General features: G+C 70.8%; 13 protein-coding genes. All 13 read right to left on the bottom strand.

Annotated elements, in window-relative coordinates; translation table 11 throughout:
* Positions 1-16 precede the first annotated feature (16 nt).
* On the bottom strand, positions 17-1,060 hold the full coding sequence (locus AB0I54_RS19790) for a pectinesterase family protein (protein ID WP_363297305.1): 1,044 nt from the start codon (positions 1,058-1,060) through the stop codon (positions 17-19).
* 5 nt (positions 1,061-1,065) lie between these two features.
* Entirely contained in the window at positions 1,066-2,184 is a 1,119-nt protein-coding gene (locus AB0I54_RS19785) for a pectinesterase family protein (RefSeq protein WP_363297304.1), read from the bottom strand.
* Between the two features lie 32 nt (positions 2,185-2,216).
* Positions 2,217-3,530: a polysaccharide lyase family 1 protein gene (locus tag AB0I54_RS19780; protein ID WP_363297303.1), complete on the bottom strand. Its 1,314-nt coding sequence runs from the start codon at positions 3,528-3,530 to the stop codon at positions 2,217-2,219.
* Between the two features lie 16 nt (positions 3,531-3,546).
* The gene (locus AB0I54_RS19775; RefSeq protein ID WP_363297302.1) at positions 3,547-4,326 is read right to left on the bottom strand and encodes a rhamnogalacturonan acetylesterase; all 780 of its coding nucleotides are present in this window, start codon (positions 4,324-4,326) and stop codon (positions 3,547-3,549) included.
* A gap of 65 nt (positions 4,327-4,391) precedes the next feature.
* Positions 4,392-5,726: a sugar ABC transporter substrate-binding protein gene (locus AB0I54_RS19770; protein WP_363297301.1), complete on the bottom strand. Its 1,335-nt coding sequence runs from the start codon at positions 5,724-5,726 to the stop codon at positions 4,392-4,394.
* A 98-nt stretch (positions 5,727-5,824) separates the two neighbouring features.
* Positions 5,825-7,393 (bottom strand): family 43 glycosylhydrolase, encoded by a 1,569-nt coding sequence (locus AB0I54_RS19765; RefSeq protein WP_363297300.1) that lies wholly within the window; start codon positions 7,391-7,393, stop codon positions 5,825-5,827.
* A complete protein-coding gene (locus AB0I54_RS19760; RefSeq protein ID WP_363297299.1) occupies positions 7,390-8,274 on the bottom strand; it encodes a PmoA family protein in 885 nt (294 codons plus the stop codon). The genes AB0I54_RS19765 and AB0I54_RS19760 overlap by 4 nt, the downstream gene beginning before the upstream one ends.
* A complete protein-coding gene (locus AB0I54_RS19755; RefSeq protein WP_363297298.1) occupies positions 8,274-9,419 on the bottom strand; it encodes a Gfo/Idh/MocA family oxidoreductase in 1,146 nt (381 codons plus the stop codon). The genes AB0I54_RS19760 and AB0I54_RS19755 overlap by 1 nt, the downstream gene beginning before the upstream one ends.
* A 70-nt stretch (positions 9,420-9,489) precedes the next feature.
* Complete coding sequence (locus tag AB0I54_RS19750; RefSeq protein WP_363297297.1) at positions 9,490-10,374, bottom strand: carbohydrate ABC transporter permease; 885 nt, start codon at positions 10,372-10,374, stop codon at positions 9,490-9,492.
* A complete protein-coding gene (locus AB0I54_RS19745) occupies positions 10,371-11,306 on the bottom strand; it encodes a sugar ABC transporter permease (RefSeq protein WP_363297296.1) in 936 nt (311 codons plus the stop codon). The genes AB0I54_RS19750 and AB0I54_RS19745 overlap by 4 nt, the downstream gene beginning before the upstream one ends.
* A gap of 129 nt (positions 11,307-11,435) precedes the next feature.
* Positions 11,436-13,178, bottom strand: a complete 1,743-nt coding sequence (araD, locus tag AB0I54_RS19740) for an L-arabinonate dehydratase (protein WP_363297295.1) — start codon at positions 13,176-13,178, stop codon at positions 11,436-11,438.
* Positions 13,166-14,077 (bottom strand): dihydrodipicolinate synthase family protein, encoded by a 912-nt coding sequence (locus AB0I54_RS19735; protein WP_363297294.1) that lies wholly within the window; start codon positions 14,075-14,077, stop codon positions 13,166-13,168. The genes araD and AB0I54_RS19735 overlap by 13 nt, the downstream gene beginning before the upstream one ends.
* Positions 14,074-14,742, bottom strand: a complete 669-nt coding sequence (locus AB0I54_RS19730) for a GntR family transcriptional regulator (protein ID WP_363297293.1) — start codon at positions 14,740-14,742, stop codon at positions 14,074-14,076. The genes AB0I54_RS19735 and AB0I54_RS19730 overlap by 4 nt, the downstream gene beginning before the upstream one ends.
* Between the last annotated feature and the right edge of the window lie 13 nt (positions 14,743-14,755).

The following is a 14,755-nucleotide window of genomic DNA, read 5'->3' as shown; positions in this document are numbered from 1 at the left end:
GGGTCCTTTCGTCGGTTCAGAGCGTGCGGACCGGTCGGGGGTGCCAGTCGCCGAGATAGGCCGCGGGAGTGTGCGGCGCCGCCTCGGCGTCGGTGAACCGGGGCCGGTTGTCGGGGACGGTGATCACCGCGCCCGGCCCGGTGTTGCGGTACTCGCGAAAGCGCATGGACTGCCACGGGTAGGCGTCCCGCATGTTGGTGTAGGGCGCGACGGGGTCGATGCCGGGGCCGAGCCAGGTCTCCCGGACGACGAGGGAGGGCCAGGCCGTCGTCTCGTACGACGGCACCCACGGCCGCGCCAGCTTGTACGCCCCGTCCTCGGCGCCGGAGGTGATCCGGGAGCGCACCGCGAGGATGCCGTGCGGGTTGGCGCGGGCGGTGGACGGGGCGAAGACCATGCCCTTGGGGGTGAAGGACACATCCCGTCGCAGCGTGTGGAAGTGGCAGTGCTCGAAGACGGCGGTCGCCCGGCCGAAGACGAAGTCGACGTCGCCCTCGACGTAGCAGCGGTGGAAGTACTGCCGGTCGAAGGCGTCCAGGGCTGTGGTGTCCACGAACAGGGTGTCCTGGTGGGCCAGCAGCCGGACGTTCTCGAAGTGCGTGCGGTCCCCGGTGACATACGCGGCGACGGCCTGGGTGCCGGTGATCTCGGGGTGGTCCGCGCGCAGCCAGTCGTTGGCGAGCGTCAGGTCGCGCACGGTCAGTCCGGCCGCGGCGGAGGTGAAGGTGGCGGAGCCGGCCGTGCCGTAGGTGCCCGAACCGTCCGGTCTCTGCGTCCCGTTGGCGTTGTCGTACACGATGACGGCGGCCCGGGGATCGCGGCCGGCGCCGCGCACGGTCAGCTCCGCCTTGTCCGCGGGGACGTGGACGACCTCGCGATACGTCCCCGGGTGGACGACGATCGTCCACCCGGGCCCGTCCACCGCGTCGACCGCCGCCTGCACCGACCCGCCGGGCCGTACGTGCAGGACACGGCGGTCGTGCGCCACGGCGGCGGGGGCGGCACCGAGGGCGCCGAGACCCCCGGCGCCGATGCCGGCGAGGAGGGTGCGTCTGCGCATCGTCGTCAGCACTCCTTCCACGGGGTCCAGTCGCCGAGGTACGTCTCGCGGGTCGCCGAGCCGGCCTGTTCGTCGGTGAGCTGGGGCCGGTTCTCCGGGACGGCGATCCCGGCACCCGGGCCCGTGTTGCGGTACTCGGCGAACCGCTGGCCCTGCCATGGATGGGCGGCCGACATATCGGTGTAGGGCGCGACCGCGTCGATGCCGGGGCCGAGCCGGGTGTCCCGGACGGTGAGCATCGGACGGGCGGTGGGGTCGGAGCCGGGGACCCAGGGGCGGGCCAGCTTGTAGTAGGCGTCCGGGGCCTCGCTGCTGACACGGCTGCGGGTGACCAGGTAGCCGCGCGGGTTGGCGACCGCCGTGGAGGGCGCGAGGACGAAGCCGTACGGCGCGGCGGTCAGGTCGGTGCGGTTCAGGGTGCGGAAGTGGCACCGCTCGTAGACCGCCGTGGCCCGGCCGAAGACGAAGTCGACATCGCCCTCGACGTAACAGTCGCGGTAGTACTGGCGGGCGAAGGCGCCGAGCGCGATCGAGTCGGCGTAGAGGGTGTCCTGGTGGCCGAGGAACCGGCAGTGCGTGAACGCGCTCCGGTCGCCCTGCACCTTGACGGCCACGGCCTGGGTGCCCGTGATCTCCGGGTGGTCGGCGCGCAGCCAGTCGTTGGCGAAGGTGATCCAGCGGGCGGTGAAGCCGTCGGCCTGCACGGTGGTGGTGGCCGATCCGGTGGTGCCGTAGGTGCCGCCGCCGGGCTTGGGGGTGCCGGCCGCGTTGTCGTACACGATCACGACGTCCCGGGGGTCCTCCGAGGCGCCGATCCAGGTCGTCTCCGTGCGGCCGGCGTCGACGACGACCGTCTCCCGGTAGGTGCCCGGTGCGACGACCAGCGTCCGGCCGCTCCCGCTCGCGGCCGTCACCGCGGCCTGGACGGAGGTGTGGTCGCCCCGGCCGTGCGGGTCGACGTACAGGGTGGCGGGGGTGAGACGGCGGGCCGGTGAGCCGTACCGCCCGAACGGGCGCGGCCCGCCGTCGGCCCGTGCGGGAGCCGCCGGCAGCAGCCCCAGCGCGGCGCCCGCCACGAGGAAACCGCGTCTGGACAGGGAGGTTCGGGGATGGTGCGAGGGCATGAGCGTGCTCCTTCGCGGTGGAGGGCGGCGGATCAGCGCAGGTGACCGGCGCCGGCGCAGTGGTCGACGATGCCGGGCAGGGCCTTCGCCGGATCGACCTTCGTCCGCAGGGTCGGTGTCCAGCCCGCGCCCGACTGGAGGATCTCGCCCGGCACTTCGGCGTTGTGGACGGCGATGAGATCGGTCGGGGCGCCGTTGACGTAGTTGCCGTCGGCGGTCAGCGGCGCCTCCTTCCACTTCTTCAGGATCGAACCGGCCTCGACCCCGGCGGCCAGCGTGAACGCGTTGTGTTCGGCGACGAGCTGTGACTCCATCCCGATGCCGTAGCTGTAGGAGAAGCCGTCCTCGGCCACGAAGTGGTTGCTGTACGAGTCGACCTGCCCGAAGCGGACGCGCGGTGCGCGCTCGACCAGGTTCGAGAACAGGTTGTGGTGGAAGGTGACCTTGAGGTGCCCCCGGTCGACGGCGGCCGTGGCGGCGCTGTCGCTGTTGCCGATCAGGATCGTCTTGTCGTGGTCCTCGAAGACGTTCCAGGAGGCGGTCACGTAGTCGGCGCCCTTGACGATGTCCAGCTCACCGTCGTGCTGCTCGTAGATGCGGCCGAAGTAGGACGGCAGCGTGCTGTCCGGGTGGTCCCCGTCGGTGAAGGTGTCGTGGTCCATCCACACATGCGTGGAGCCGTGGATCACCGCGCTGTCGTACTCGGAGTTCCAGTTGCCGTCGGCGGTGTCGGTCGGGTCCCACTGGGGGAAGCAGTCGAGCGGGCTCTCGAAGCGCAGGTTGCGGACGATGACGTTGTCGACACCCTTGATCTGGAGGCTGGCGCCCCTGAACCCGGCGTTGCTGCCGATGCCCACGATGGTGGTGTCGGCCGGGACGTTCGCCTTGATGTAGGCGTCCTGCTCGGCGGCGGAGGCGCGGCGCAGGCCCTCGGGGCTGTCGTCGGGTTCGGCGTCCAGGTTGGTGGAGCGACCCCAGTTCTCCGGGGAGTACTTGGCGAGGTAGGCGTCGAAGTCGTAGCCCGGCGCCTCGAACGAGGCACAGCTGGGCCCGTCGGCGTCGATCGTCCCCTTCACCTTGATGATCCTCGGCGCGCTGCCGCCGTCGGCCAGGGCGGCCTTGAACTCTTCCCAGGTGGTGACGGTGTGGACATGGGCGGAGTCGGCGGCGGCGCCTCCGGTGGTGCCGGTGCCGTACGCGCCCCATCCGTCGTTCGCGGCCAGTACCTGGTGGGCGAGGTCCGGATGCCGGGACTGCGCGGAGGCGGTGCCCGTGACGGCGAGCACGAGGGCCGTGCAGCCGGCAAGGGCTGCTATGGCACGTCCATGACATATCTGTGTGCGCACTGTGCGGTCTCCTCGGTCACGAATCCGATGCGGGTGGCCAGTTGATCCAAGACAGGGGAATCTCGTCGTGCAGCCGGACGACGTCGCGGGGCGCGAGCACCCGCGTCCGCAGCGACTCCCGCGCGACGAGCCGCGCCACGGCGACGGCCCCCGGCGGATTGAAGTGCGTGTTGTCCTGCTCGGTGTCGGTCCAGTTGAAGTAGGTCTTCGTCGCCTCGACCCCGAGCCGCTGCCACAGCGCGAGCGACAGCGCCTCGATGTCGAGCAGCGGCACGCGCTCTTCCTTCGCGAGCGCGCGCATCGCCGCCGGATAGTCGCCGTGGGTCGGCACGGCGTTGCCGTCGGCGTCGAACTTGCGGCGCTCCACCGGGGTGACGAGGACGGGGCGGGCACCGTGCGCACGGGCGCCGTCGATGTAGCGGCGCAGGTAGTCCTGGTACGTGGTCCAGGGCTCGGTGTAGCGGGTCGGGTCGGCGGACTTCTCGTCGTTGTGCGCGAACTGGACCAGAAGAAGATCACCGGCCCGGATCTCGGCGAGGATCGCGTCGAGCCGCCCCTCGTCGACGAAGCTCTTCGAACTCCGCCCGTTCACGGCATGGTTGGCGACCTTCACGGACGTGCGAAGAAAGAAGGGAAGCGCCATTCCCCAGCCGGTCTCCGGAGCCGCGTCGGCGTACTTCTGGGCGGCGGTGGAATCACCGGCGATGTAGGCCGTGCGTTGCCTCTCGGGGGATCGACCGGCGAGGGGAACAGCAGCCAGAGCCGCGGAAGTTACCTGTCTGCGCGTAAGGGACACGAAGGTGCACCTTTCAACAGAGGGTGAGTGGATCAGAGGCGCGAGGCTGTATCGATTTGCGGCTCTCAGTGGTTCTTCTTCCAGTCGGCCTGCGCCGCATTGAGCTGATCGGCAAGCGTGTCCAGGAATTCCTTCGCGCTCATCTTCCCGAGCAGCACCTTCTGGAAGTTCGGCTCGTTGTCCGCCTTGGAAATGGTGTTCCAGTCGGGCAGGTAGTAAGGCAGCTGCACGATCTTCGTGCTGGCCCCGTTCAGCGCCTCGGCGGCAAGCCGCGTCGGCTCCGACTGCTGAACCCACGCGTCCTGCGCCGCCTCCGTGTTGGCCGGCACCTGCCCCGCCGTCTCGTTCCACTTGCTGTTGGACTCATGCGAGGCCGCGAACTCGATGAACTTCCAGGCGGCCGACTTGTTCTTGCCCGCCTTGAACAGCCCCAGCCCGTCCACGGGATTGGACACCTGTACCCGGGTCCCGTCGTCCAGCGTCGGGTTCGGAAGGCCCTTGAACCTGCCGCTCAGCGCCTTCTCGTGGTCCGCATAGGAACCGAGGTTGTGGCTCAGCATCCCGATCGTGCCCGAGTCCCACTGGGCGACCATCTTGGTGAAGTCGTTGTTGACGTCGGCGGACGGGGTGTCCTTCTTGTACAGGCCGACGTACTTCTCCAGCGCGGCCACGTTCTTCGCGTCGTTGACCGTGGTCCTGTCGCCGTTCCAGAAGGACGTGATCCCGCTCTGCCCGTAGGTGGCGTCCAGGGCCTGGGCGATCGAGCCCTCACCGCCCCGGATGGTGTAGCCGAACTTGTTCCTGCCCTTGTCGGTGAGCTTGCCGGCGGCGGTGTAGAACTTCGTCCAGGTGGTCGGCGCCTCCAGCCCGGCGGCCGTGAACAGGTCGGTCCGGTACCACAGCGTGCCGTTGTTGGCCGAGGTCGGCACGGTGTACGTCTTCTCGTCGCCGCCGGCCGCCTTCACGCTCTCCAGGAACTTCGCGTTGAGCTTGCCGTTCAGCGGACTGGACGATATCCGGCTGTCCAGCGGCTCCAGCGCGCCCTGCGCGGCGATCTCGGCGAGCATCGCGGTGCCGACGCCGCCGACGTCCGGCAGCCCGCCGCCCTGGATGGCGGTGTCGTACTTGGACTGGACGCTCGCGGCGGGCACGCCCACGTACTCGACCTTGATGTCCGGGTACTTCTTCTCGAAGTCGGCGATGATCTGCTTCCAGACGTCGGTCCTGACACCGCCGTTGTTGTCCCAGAAGGTGATCGTGCCCTTGCCGGAGCCCTCGTTCCCCTTGTCGCCCGCGCCGCCGCTGCCGTCGTCGCCGCAGGCGGTGGCGGTCAGCGCGAGCACGGAGCCCAGGGCGACGGCCGTGGCGGCGCGCCTGCTTCTGCGGATGCTGCTCTTCATCGGTCGGCTCTCTTCTTCCGGATCCAGCGGAGACATGGACGGCAAGCGCTTGCCAAGGGGGTGCGTCATTGCGGCTCCCAACAGGCGTACGGGTGGACTCAGGAGGCAGGGGTGACAGGGGTGATGCGGAAGTGCGTGAAGGTCGCCGAGCCGGCGTGTCCCGGCCCGGCGGGTGCGAGGGCGAAGAGGCCGAGCAGAGCGCCGACCCAGCGCCAGGGAGTGGCGGCGAAGACGGGTCCGGACGGGCGGAAACCGTCCCCGGTGTCGGCCGAGAAGCGGCAGCGGGCCCCCGGCCCGGCCTCGATGCGCAGCCGGACCCGGCCCTCGGGCACGACACGCGCGTGCTCGGCGTCCCGCTCCTTCTCGGCGAGGGGCTCGGCGAACCGGTGCACGAGCAGGACCGTCCCGTGGGGCCCCCGCTCAAGCCCGATCCAGCTGTACGCGTCCCCGAGCACGGCAAGCCCGGCCCGCGCCCCCGCCTCCGCGCCGTCCAGCCGTAGCCCGACCTCGACCGCGCAGGGCGCGCCGGGCAGCCGCTGGGTGAGTACGTTCGGCAGTTTCCGCAGGTCGTGCGCGTCGGCCGAGCGGACGCAGGTCAGTCGCAGACCGTCGGCGGAGTGCTGGGTGGCCCAGCCGTCCCGGGGGTTGGCCGTCCACTGCCACTGACGGCCGTACCGACCGCCGGGGAAGTGGTCGTCGGTGGCGGGCGCGGCGGGCGGCTGCGGTGGCAGCCCGGGCCTGCGGTGTACGGCGACGGGGGCGCCGTCGTCCCCGATCACCGGCCAGCCTCCCCCACTCTCGGCTTCGCTCGAGCGGGAGGTGCCCCCATCTCCCCAGCGCATCGGCTGGAGGTGCACGACCCGGCCGTACGCGCCCCGCTGCTGGAAGTGCAGGAACCAGTCCTCGCCGGAAGCGGTGCGCACCCAGCCGCCCTGGTGCGGCCCGTTGACGTCGGTGTCCTTCTGCTCCAGGACCACCTTCTCCTCGTACGGGCCGAAGAAGCCGCGCGAGCGGAAGGCGCCCTGCCAGCCGGTCTCCACTCCCCCGGCGGGCGCCAGGATCCAGAACCAGCCGTCGTGCCGGTGGAGCTTGGGCCCTTCGAGGGTGAACCAGCCGGGGATGCGGTCCGCGTCGACGATCACCTTGCCCGCGTCGAGCAGCGAGCTGCCGTCGGGGTGCATACGGTGGCCGGTGAGCCGGTTCTTGATGCCGGAGCGGGACCTGGCCCAGGCGTGCACGAGGTAGGCCTCGCCGGTCTCCTCGTCCCACAGCGGGCACGGGTCGATCAGGCCCTTGCCCTCCTTCAGCAGGTGCGGGTGGCTCCAAGGGCCGCGGATCTCGGGGGCGTTGATCTGGAAGATGCCCCGGTCGGGGTCGCCCCAGAAGATCCAGAAGCGCTCGTCGTGGTACCGGAGCGAGGGTGCCCAGACCCCGCAGTCGTGCCGGGGCCCCGCGAACTCCTCGGCCGGTTCGAGGCGTTCGAGAGCGTGGCCGATCAGGGTCCAGTTGACCAGGTCACGGGAGTGCAGCAGCGGCAGCCCGGGGGCGCGGCCGAAGCTGGACGCCGTGAGGTAGAAGTCGTCGCCGACGCGGACGACGTCCGGGTCGGACCAGTCGGCGTCGATGACCGGGTTGCGATAGGTGTCCTCCGTGAGGCCGGCGCTCATGGGCTCACCGCCTTGCGGACCAGTGCCGCAGCCTCGTCCCGGCCCAGGCGGCCGTCGGCGACGACGGTGACGACCCGCCGTACGACGGTCTCGCCGGACGGGACCGGCACCCGCCGGTCGTGCGCCAGCGAGGAACCCACCCCCGGGTACTCGGCGGTGCGGACGAACCACGGGTCGCGCCGTGTGCCGTCGGTGGCCCCGGCGAAGACCAGCGTCCAGTCGGCGCCGGTCAGGGCGAGCCAGTCGGCACGGGTGCCGTGGACCTCCGGCTCGCCCTCGCGCTCTGCGGTGAAGACGTGCGGGGCGGCGGCCTCCTTGCGGGCGCGCCAGAAGAAGCCGCCGTAGGCCGCGCCGGGGCGCCCGTTGGTCGCGGGGCTGCCGAACGACAGCGGGTCCGGGGTGACATTGGTGAGGGAGAAGGTGAAGTCCAGCGCCCAGGCGGAGTCGGTGAGTGCGGTGGCGGCCACGGTACGGCGCTCGCGCAGCAGCTCGGCCCCGGCGGCGACCCAGCGCAGCTCCTCCACGAAGCCGTCGGGGTCGCGCAGTTGGAAGGAGGTGTGACGCTGGGCGCCGTGGTTGTCCAGCTCGGTGGGGCCCTGGTCGCGGACGATGGGGGTACCTCCCTGCTCGAACGAAGTTGAGAGCTTGGGGGAGCGCCCGCCCCAGAAGTTGTGCCCCTCGACGTCGGGAACGGCGACACCGACGCCGAGGTGGTGGGTGTGGTCGGCCGGGCTCACCTCGGTGACCGTGGTGCCGGACAGGGTGGTGACGGGGTGCAGATAGGGGCGCGGGGAGAGGCGGGCCGGGAGTTCGGGACGGGTGAGGTAGCGGCCGACCGGGCGGCCCGCGGCGCGCAGGACGAGGGTGTCGTCGGTCGTCATCAGGTGCTCCCCTGTTTCGGTGGCGCCCAGGGGGCGCCCAGCTCTGAGTAGAGGGCGAGGGTGTCGGCGGCGGCCGCGACCAGTCCGTCGATGCCGGACACCACCCGGCGGTTCTCACCGGGCAGGAGGTGCCAGGCGCCGGCGGGCAGCGCGACCGGGTCGTCGGCCAGTCGAATCGCTTCAACGACCTTCATGAAGGCGCCCGTCGCGTCGGGTTCGACCAGCAGCGGGGCGCCGACGGTGAGGTGGTCGACGAGGTTCCCCAGCAGATCCGTGCGGTCGTACTCGATCTCCTGCGGGCCGTGGCCCGCGCGCTGGAGCAGGATGCGGTCCCGCTTGTACCAGAAGGTGATCCGGCCCCGGTCGCCGTGCACCAGGACGTACGGCTCCCCGGGGTCCTCGGCGCACAGGGTCGCGGCGACGGTGACCGGGCCCTTGGCGGTGCTCACGCGGACGCAGGAGGTGTCGTCGGACTCGATGTCATTGGCGCGCAGCAGTTCGGTCTCGATGCCGGTGACGTCCTCGGCGCGGGTGGTGCCGAGGAGGGCGAGACCGGTGGCGACCGCATGGGCGAGGGGGTTGGTGAGCACGCCGTCGACCACGTCGACGCCGTTCAGCCGCCGCCTGCCCGCCCAGGGCGCCCGTCGGTAGTACGCCTCGTCACGCGCCCAGGCCCCGCCGCCGCCGACGCCCATGACCTCCCCGATCGCGCCCTCCTCGATCAGTTCCCGGATCGCGGGCACGGCGTGCGAGCCCAGCGACTGGAAGCCGATCTGGCAGACGACTTCGGCCTTGGCGACCCCGTCGGCCATGCGGCGGGACTCGTCGTAGGAGGGCGCGGGCGGCTTCTCCAGCAGGATGTGGACGCCCCGGTCGGCCGCGGTGAGGGCCAGGTCGGTGTGGGTGGGGATGGGCGTGCAGATCACGGCGATCCGCGCGTCCGTGCGGTCGAGAAGGGTGCCGAGGTCGGCGGACTGGAGGGGGACACCCAGGCCCTCGGGGATCTCGTCCCCGGCCAGCGGGGTGAGTTCGCAGATCCCGGCGAGCCGGACGACGCCCTTGTCCTGGAGCCGGCGGATGTTGTCGAGGTGCCAGCGGCCGTGGCCGCGTGCGCCCGCCAGGACGATCGGGACGGGTGTGCTCACGGGATCCTCCCTGCGTTGTCGATCTTTCCCTGCAGGGTAAGCGGCCGGGCGGGGGCGGCCCGATGGTGTCTCATCCCTTCACCGCCCCGGCGCTGAAGCCCGTGATCAGCCACTTCTGGATGAACGCGAACACGATCACCACGGGGACGGCGGCGATGATGCCGCCCGCGGCCAGCGCGCCCAGATCGACGCTGTCCGAGCTCATCAGGGTGTTGAGGCCGACCGGAATCGTCTGCTTGCTCTGGTCGGAGAGGAACATCAGGGCGAACAGGAAGTGGTTCCAGGCGTGCACGAAGGCGAAGGAGCCGACGGCGATCAACCCGGGCCGCAGCAGCGGGAGCACGACGATCCGGAAGGCGGTGAGACGGTTGCAGCCGTCGACCCAGGCGGCCTCTTCCAGGGAGTACGGGACGTTCCTGATGAAGCCGCTGATCAGGATCATCGACAGCGGCAGCTGGAAGACGGTCTCGGCCACGATGACACTGCCCAGTGAGTTGATCATCTGGAGCCTGGCGAAGATCTGGAACAGCGGGACCAGCAGCAGCGCGCCCGGCACGAACTGGGAGCACAGCAGGGCCAGCAGGAACGCGCGCTTGATCCGGAAGTCGAAGCGGGCCAGCGCGTAGCCGCCGGCGAGTGCGACGACCGTGGTCAGGACCAGGGTGGCGATGCCGACGTACACGCTGTTGGCGAAGTAGGTGCCGAAGCTGCGCTCGGTCCACACCTTCTGGAAGTGGTCGAGGGTGACCGGCCAGGGCACGAGCGAGGTGGAGCCGGCCGGGCGCAGGGCGAAGAGCAGGATCCAGTAGAAGGGGACCAGGGTGAAGAGGAGGTAGACCGACAGGGGGAGGTATATCTGCCGGCGTGGGACCTCGTCCCAGGAGCGGCGGCTGCGGCGCGGCCGTGCGGGCTCGGACACCGCGCGCTCGGGTGCGGGAGCGACCTCGGTGATCACTTGGTCTCACCTCCGAACTTGCTCAGCCGCAGATAGACGATCGAGCAGAAGAGCAGGATCACGAACGCGACCGTGGTCAGGGCGGACGCGTAGCCGAAGTTGTGGGCGTCGACGCTGGTGTTGGCGATGTACAGCGGGAGGGTGGTGGTCTCGCCCGCCGGGCCGCCGCCGGTGAGGGTGTAGAGCAGGTCGACGTTGTTGAACTCCCACACCGCGCGCAGCAGCGTGGACAGGACGATCGCGTCCTTCAGGTGTGGGAGCGTGATGTGCCAGAACTGCTTGAGCCGGCTCGCGCCGTCGACCTCGGCGGCCTCGTACAGGTCCTTCGAGACGGACTGCAGGTCGGCGAGGAGGAGGATCGCGAAGAAGGGGACGCCCCGCCACAGATCGGCGACCACCGCCGCCGGGAAGACGGTCGAGGTGTCCGACAGCCAGCTGGTGCCGTACGAGCCGATGCCCAGGTCGGCGAGGTAACGCGTGATGCCCGTCTGGGAGTTGTAGAGCAGCACCCAGATCGCGGAGGTCAGCACGCCGGAGACGGCCCACGGCGAGAACACCAGGGCGCGGCCCAGCGCCCGGCCCGCGAAGGTCTGGTTGACGATCAGCGCGAGGGCGAGCCCGAAGAGCAGCTGGAGGCCCACCTCCACGACGACCCACTTGGCGCTGAAGGTCAGCGTGTCCCAGAACTGGGGGTCGTCGGTGAAGGCGTGGACGAAGTTGTCGAAGCCCGCGTAGCCGTTCCGCCACGGCTTGGTGGGGTTGTAGTTCTGCAGGCTGTAGTAGAAGACGCTGATGACCGGATAGGCGATGAAGCCGAGCATCAGCAGGCCTGCCGGGGCGATCAGCAGGTACGGCAGCCTGCGCGGGGTCGCGGAGGCACGGCGCCGCCGGGGTGGCGCGGGCGGTTTCGCCACGGCTGCGGCTTGGGCCATGACTGTTCTCCGTTCGCAGTGGGGCGGGTACAGCGGGTGCGGCACGTCCAGCAGGTGCAGCGGATACAGGAAGCGCTTGCTTCATACACATGGGTGAAGCGCTTCAACGATCGGAGTGCGGTGGTCCGGTCAGCCCGCGTACGGGTCCGGCACCTTGCCCGGCCGGGACAGGAACTCGAAGTCGCAGCCGGTGTCGGCCTGGGTGATCTGCTCGTCGTAGAGCGCGCCGTAGCCGCGCTCGTGACGGACGGGCGGCGGTGTCCAGTCGGCCCGCCTGCGCTCCAGCTCCTCGTCGTCCACGTGGAGTTGAAGCGTGCGTGCCTCGACGTCCAGGGTGATGGAGTCCCCGGTGCGCACCAGCGCCAGCGGTCCCCCGACGTACGACTCGGGCGCCACGTGCAGCACGCACGCGCCGTAACTCGTGCCGCTCATACGGGCGTCGGAGATCCGCACCATGTCCCGCACGCCCTGTCTGAGCAGGTGGTCGGGGAGGGGCAGCATGCCGTACTCGGGCATGCCGGGCCCGCCCCTGGGTCCGGCGTTGCGCAGGACGAGGACGCTGTCGGCGGTGATGCCGAGCGAGGGGTCGTTGATGGTGCGCTGCATCGTCCGGTAGTCGTCGAAGACGACGGCCGGACCGGTGTGCTTGAGCAGGTGCGGCTCGGCGGCAATGTGCTTGATGACCGCGCCGTCCGGGCAGAGGTTGCCGCGCAGCACGGCGACCCCGCCCTCGCTGGCGACCGGGTTGTCGCGGGTCCGGATGACGTCGTCGTCGTGCACCCGGGCGCCCGCGAGCTGCTCGCGCAGGGTGTCGTACGAGACCGTCGGCCGGTCGAGGTGGAGCAGGTCCGGGATGCGGGAGAGGAACCCGGCGAGGCCGCCCGCGAAGTGGAAGTCCTCCATCAGATACCGCTGTCCGCCGGGGCGGACGTTGGCGAGGACCGGGACTGTGCGGGCGATGCGGTCGAAGTCGTCGAGGGTGAGCCGCACCCCCGCCCGGCCCGCCATGGCGATCAGATGGATCACGGCGTTGGTGGAGCCGCCGAGCCCGAGGACGGTGGTGACCGCGTCCTCGAACGCCTCGCGGGTGAGGATGTGGGACAACTTCCGGTCCCGGTGGACCAGTTCGACGATGCGCAGGCCCGACGCGGCGGCCATACGGTCGTGCCCGGAGTCCACGGCCGGGATGCTGGACGCGCCCGGGACGGTCACACCGAGCGCCTCGGCGGCTGCGGTGAGCGTGGAGGCCGTACCCATGGTCATGCAGTGGCCGGGCGAGCGGGCCAGGCCGCTCTCCAGCTCGGCCAGCTCGCAGTCGCCGATGAGGCCGGCGCGCTTGTCGTCCCAGTACTTCCACATGTCGGTGCCGGAGCCCAGGACCTCGCCCCGCCAGTGACCCGGCAGCATCGGCCCGGCGGGCACGAAGACCGTGGGCAGGTCGACGCTCGCGGCGCCCATGAGCAGGGCGGGCGTGGACTTGTCGCAGCCGCCCATCAGGACGGCGCCGTCGACCGGGTAGGAGCGCAGCAGTTCCTCGGTCTCCATCGAGAGCAGGTTGCGGTAGAGCATCGGGGTCGGCTTCTGGAAGGTCTCGCTGAGGGTGGAGACCGGGAATTCGAGCGGGAAGCCGCCGGCCTGCCACACCCCGCGCTTGACGGCCTGTGCCCGGTCTCTCAGGTGCACATGACAGGGGTTGATGTCCGACCAGGTGTTGAGGATCGCGATGACGGGCTTGCCCAGGTGCTCCTCGGGCAGATAGCCGAGCTGGCGGGTGCGGGCGCGGTGGCTGAAGGAGCGCAGTCCGTCGGTGCCGTACCACTGGTGGCTTCTGAGCTCTTCCGCTTTCTTGATGCCGTTGTTCATATCGACCATCCGGCGACGATGGCGGCGACCTCGGCACGCTCGTCCTCGGGCAGCTGCCTGCTGGGCGGGCGGACCTCGGGGCGGCACAGGCCGAGGGAGGCGAGGGCCTCCTTGACGACGGTGACGTTGTCGGCGGAGCCGTTCGCGGCGCGCAATTCCTCGAAGCGGCGGATCTGCTCCCAGACCTTCATGGCGGTGGGGTAGTCGCCTGATCGAAGCGCTTCGATCATGTTCAGCGAAACGGCCGGGGCGACGTTCACGAGCCCGGAGGTGAAGCCGGTGGCCCCCGCGGAGAAGTACGAGGGGGCGTACGGCTCGGCGAGACCGGCCACCCACACGAAGCGGTCGAGACCCGCGTCCCGGGAGAAGGCGGCGAAGCGGGCGGCGTCCGGGACCGCGTACTTGACGCCGATGACGTTCGGGCAGGCGTCGGCGAGTTCGGCGAGGCGGGCGCCGGGCAGCTGGGCGTTGCGGATGTAGGGGACGACGCCCAGTTCGGGGACGGCCTCGGCGATCGCGCGGTGGTAGTCGACCCAGCCGCTCTGCGCGACGTACGGGTGGACGGGCTGGTGGACCATCACCATCCCGGCGCCCCGCTCACGGGCGTGCCGGGCGGTCGCGACGGCGGTGGGCACGTCGTGGCCGACGCCGACGAGGACGGCGGCACGCTCGCCGACCTCGTCGAGGGTCAGCTCGGTGACGAGCCGGCGCTCCTCGGGGGTGAGGGCGTAGAACTCGCCGGTGTTGCCGTTGGGGGTGAGGGTGGTGACACCGCCGTCGAGCAGCCTGCGCAGCAGGGCCCGGTGGGCGTCCCGGTCGACGGTGCCGTCCTCGGCGAACGGGGTCACCGGGATCGCCACCACGTCGGCCAGGGCCGCCCGCTGGGTCTCGAACGTCACGCCGCTCATTCCTGACCTTCCTGTGCCGGGGACTCGTCGGCGGCCAGCGGGAACGCCCGCCGGACGAACGACGCGATATGGGCGTGCAGGGCGCCGGCCGCGCCGTCCGCGTCGCCCTCCAGGGCGAGCCGCAGGATCTCGCGGTGCTCGCCGGCCTCCCGTTCCCAGGAGGGGTCGGCGGCCCAGGCGACGGCGGAGACGAGGGCGGCCTGGTCGCGGACCTCGTCGAGCATCCGGCCGAGCAGCGGGTTGCCGCACGGCAGATAGAGGGCCCGGTGGAACTCCCGGTTGGCGAGGGAGCGTTCGGCGGTGTCCGTCGCCTCGTCGGCGCGGGTCAGCGCGTCACGGGCGGCGTCGAGGGAGGCGCCGAGCCGCACGGCCCGCTTCAGCGCCTCCGGTTCGAGCAGCAGCCGCACGTCGTAGACCTCGCGTGCCATGTCCGCGTCCACCATGCGCACCGTGACGCCCTTGTACTGGCTCATCACGACCAGCCCAGTACCGGCCAGGGTCTTGAGCGCCTCGCGCACCGGGGTCTTGGAAACCCCGAACTGTGCGGCGAGCTCGGTCTCGACCAGGGCCTGACCTGGCGTCAACTGACCGGTGAGGATGCGGTGTTTGATCGCGTCCAGCACGAACTGCGTGCGGGACGGGATCGGCACGGGCACAGAGGTCATGCGCGCCTCTCGG

It is taken from the genome of Streptomyces sp. NPDC050625 (genome assembly GCF_040654755.1).
Taxonomy (GTDB): domain Bacteria; phylum Actinomycetota; class Actinomycetes; order Streptomycetales; family Streptomycetaceae; genus Streptomyces.
This window is presented reverse-complemented; position numbering and strand designations above follow the sequence as displayed.

Excerpts from the sequence above, each read along its gene's own strand:
- AB0I54_RS19790 (WP_363297305.1), bottom strand. The coding sequence starts at position 1,060 with ATGCGCAGACGCACCCTCCTCGCCGGCATCGGCGCCGGGGGTCTCGGC.
- AB0I54_RS19785 (WP_363297304.1), bottom strand. The coding sequence starts at position 2,184 with ATGCCCTCGCACCATCCCCGAACCTCCCTGTCCAGACGCGGTTTCCTC.
- AB0I54_RS19770 (WP_363297301.1), bottom strand. The coding sequence starts at position 5,726 with ATGAAGAGCAGCATCCGCAGAAGCAGGCGCGCCGCCACGGCCGTCGCC.
- AB0I54_RS19765 (WP_363297300.1), bottom strand. The coding sequence starts at position 7,393 with ATGAGCGCCGGCCTCACGGAGGACACCTATCGCAACCCGGTCATCGAC.
- AB0I54_RS19760 (WP_363297299.1), bottom strand. The coding sequence starts at position 8,274 with ATGACGACCGACGACACCCTCGTCCTGCGCGCCGCGGGCCGCCCGGTC.
- AB0I54_RS19745 (WP_363297296.1), bottom strand. The coding sequence starts at position 11,306 with ATGGCCCAAGCCGCAGCCGTGGCGAAACCGCCCGCGCCACCCCGGCGG.
- araD (WP_363297295.1), bottom strand. The coding sequence starts at position 13,178 with ATGGTCGATATGAACAACGGCATCAAGAAAGCGGAAGAGCTCAGAAGC.
- AB0I54_RS19735 (WP_363297294.1), bottom strand. The coding sequence starts at position 14,077 with ATGAGCGGCGTGACGTTCGAGACCCAGCGGGCGGCCCTGGCCGACGTG.
- AB0I54_RS19730 (WP_363297293.1), bottom strand. The coding sequence starts at position 14,742 with ATGACCTCTGTGCCCGTGCCGATCCCGTCCCGCACGCAGTTCGTGCTG.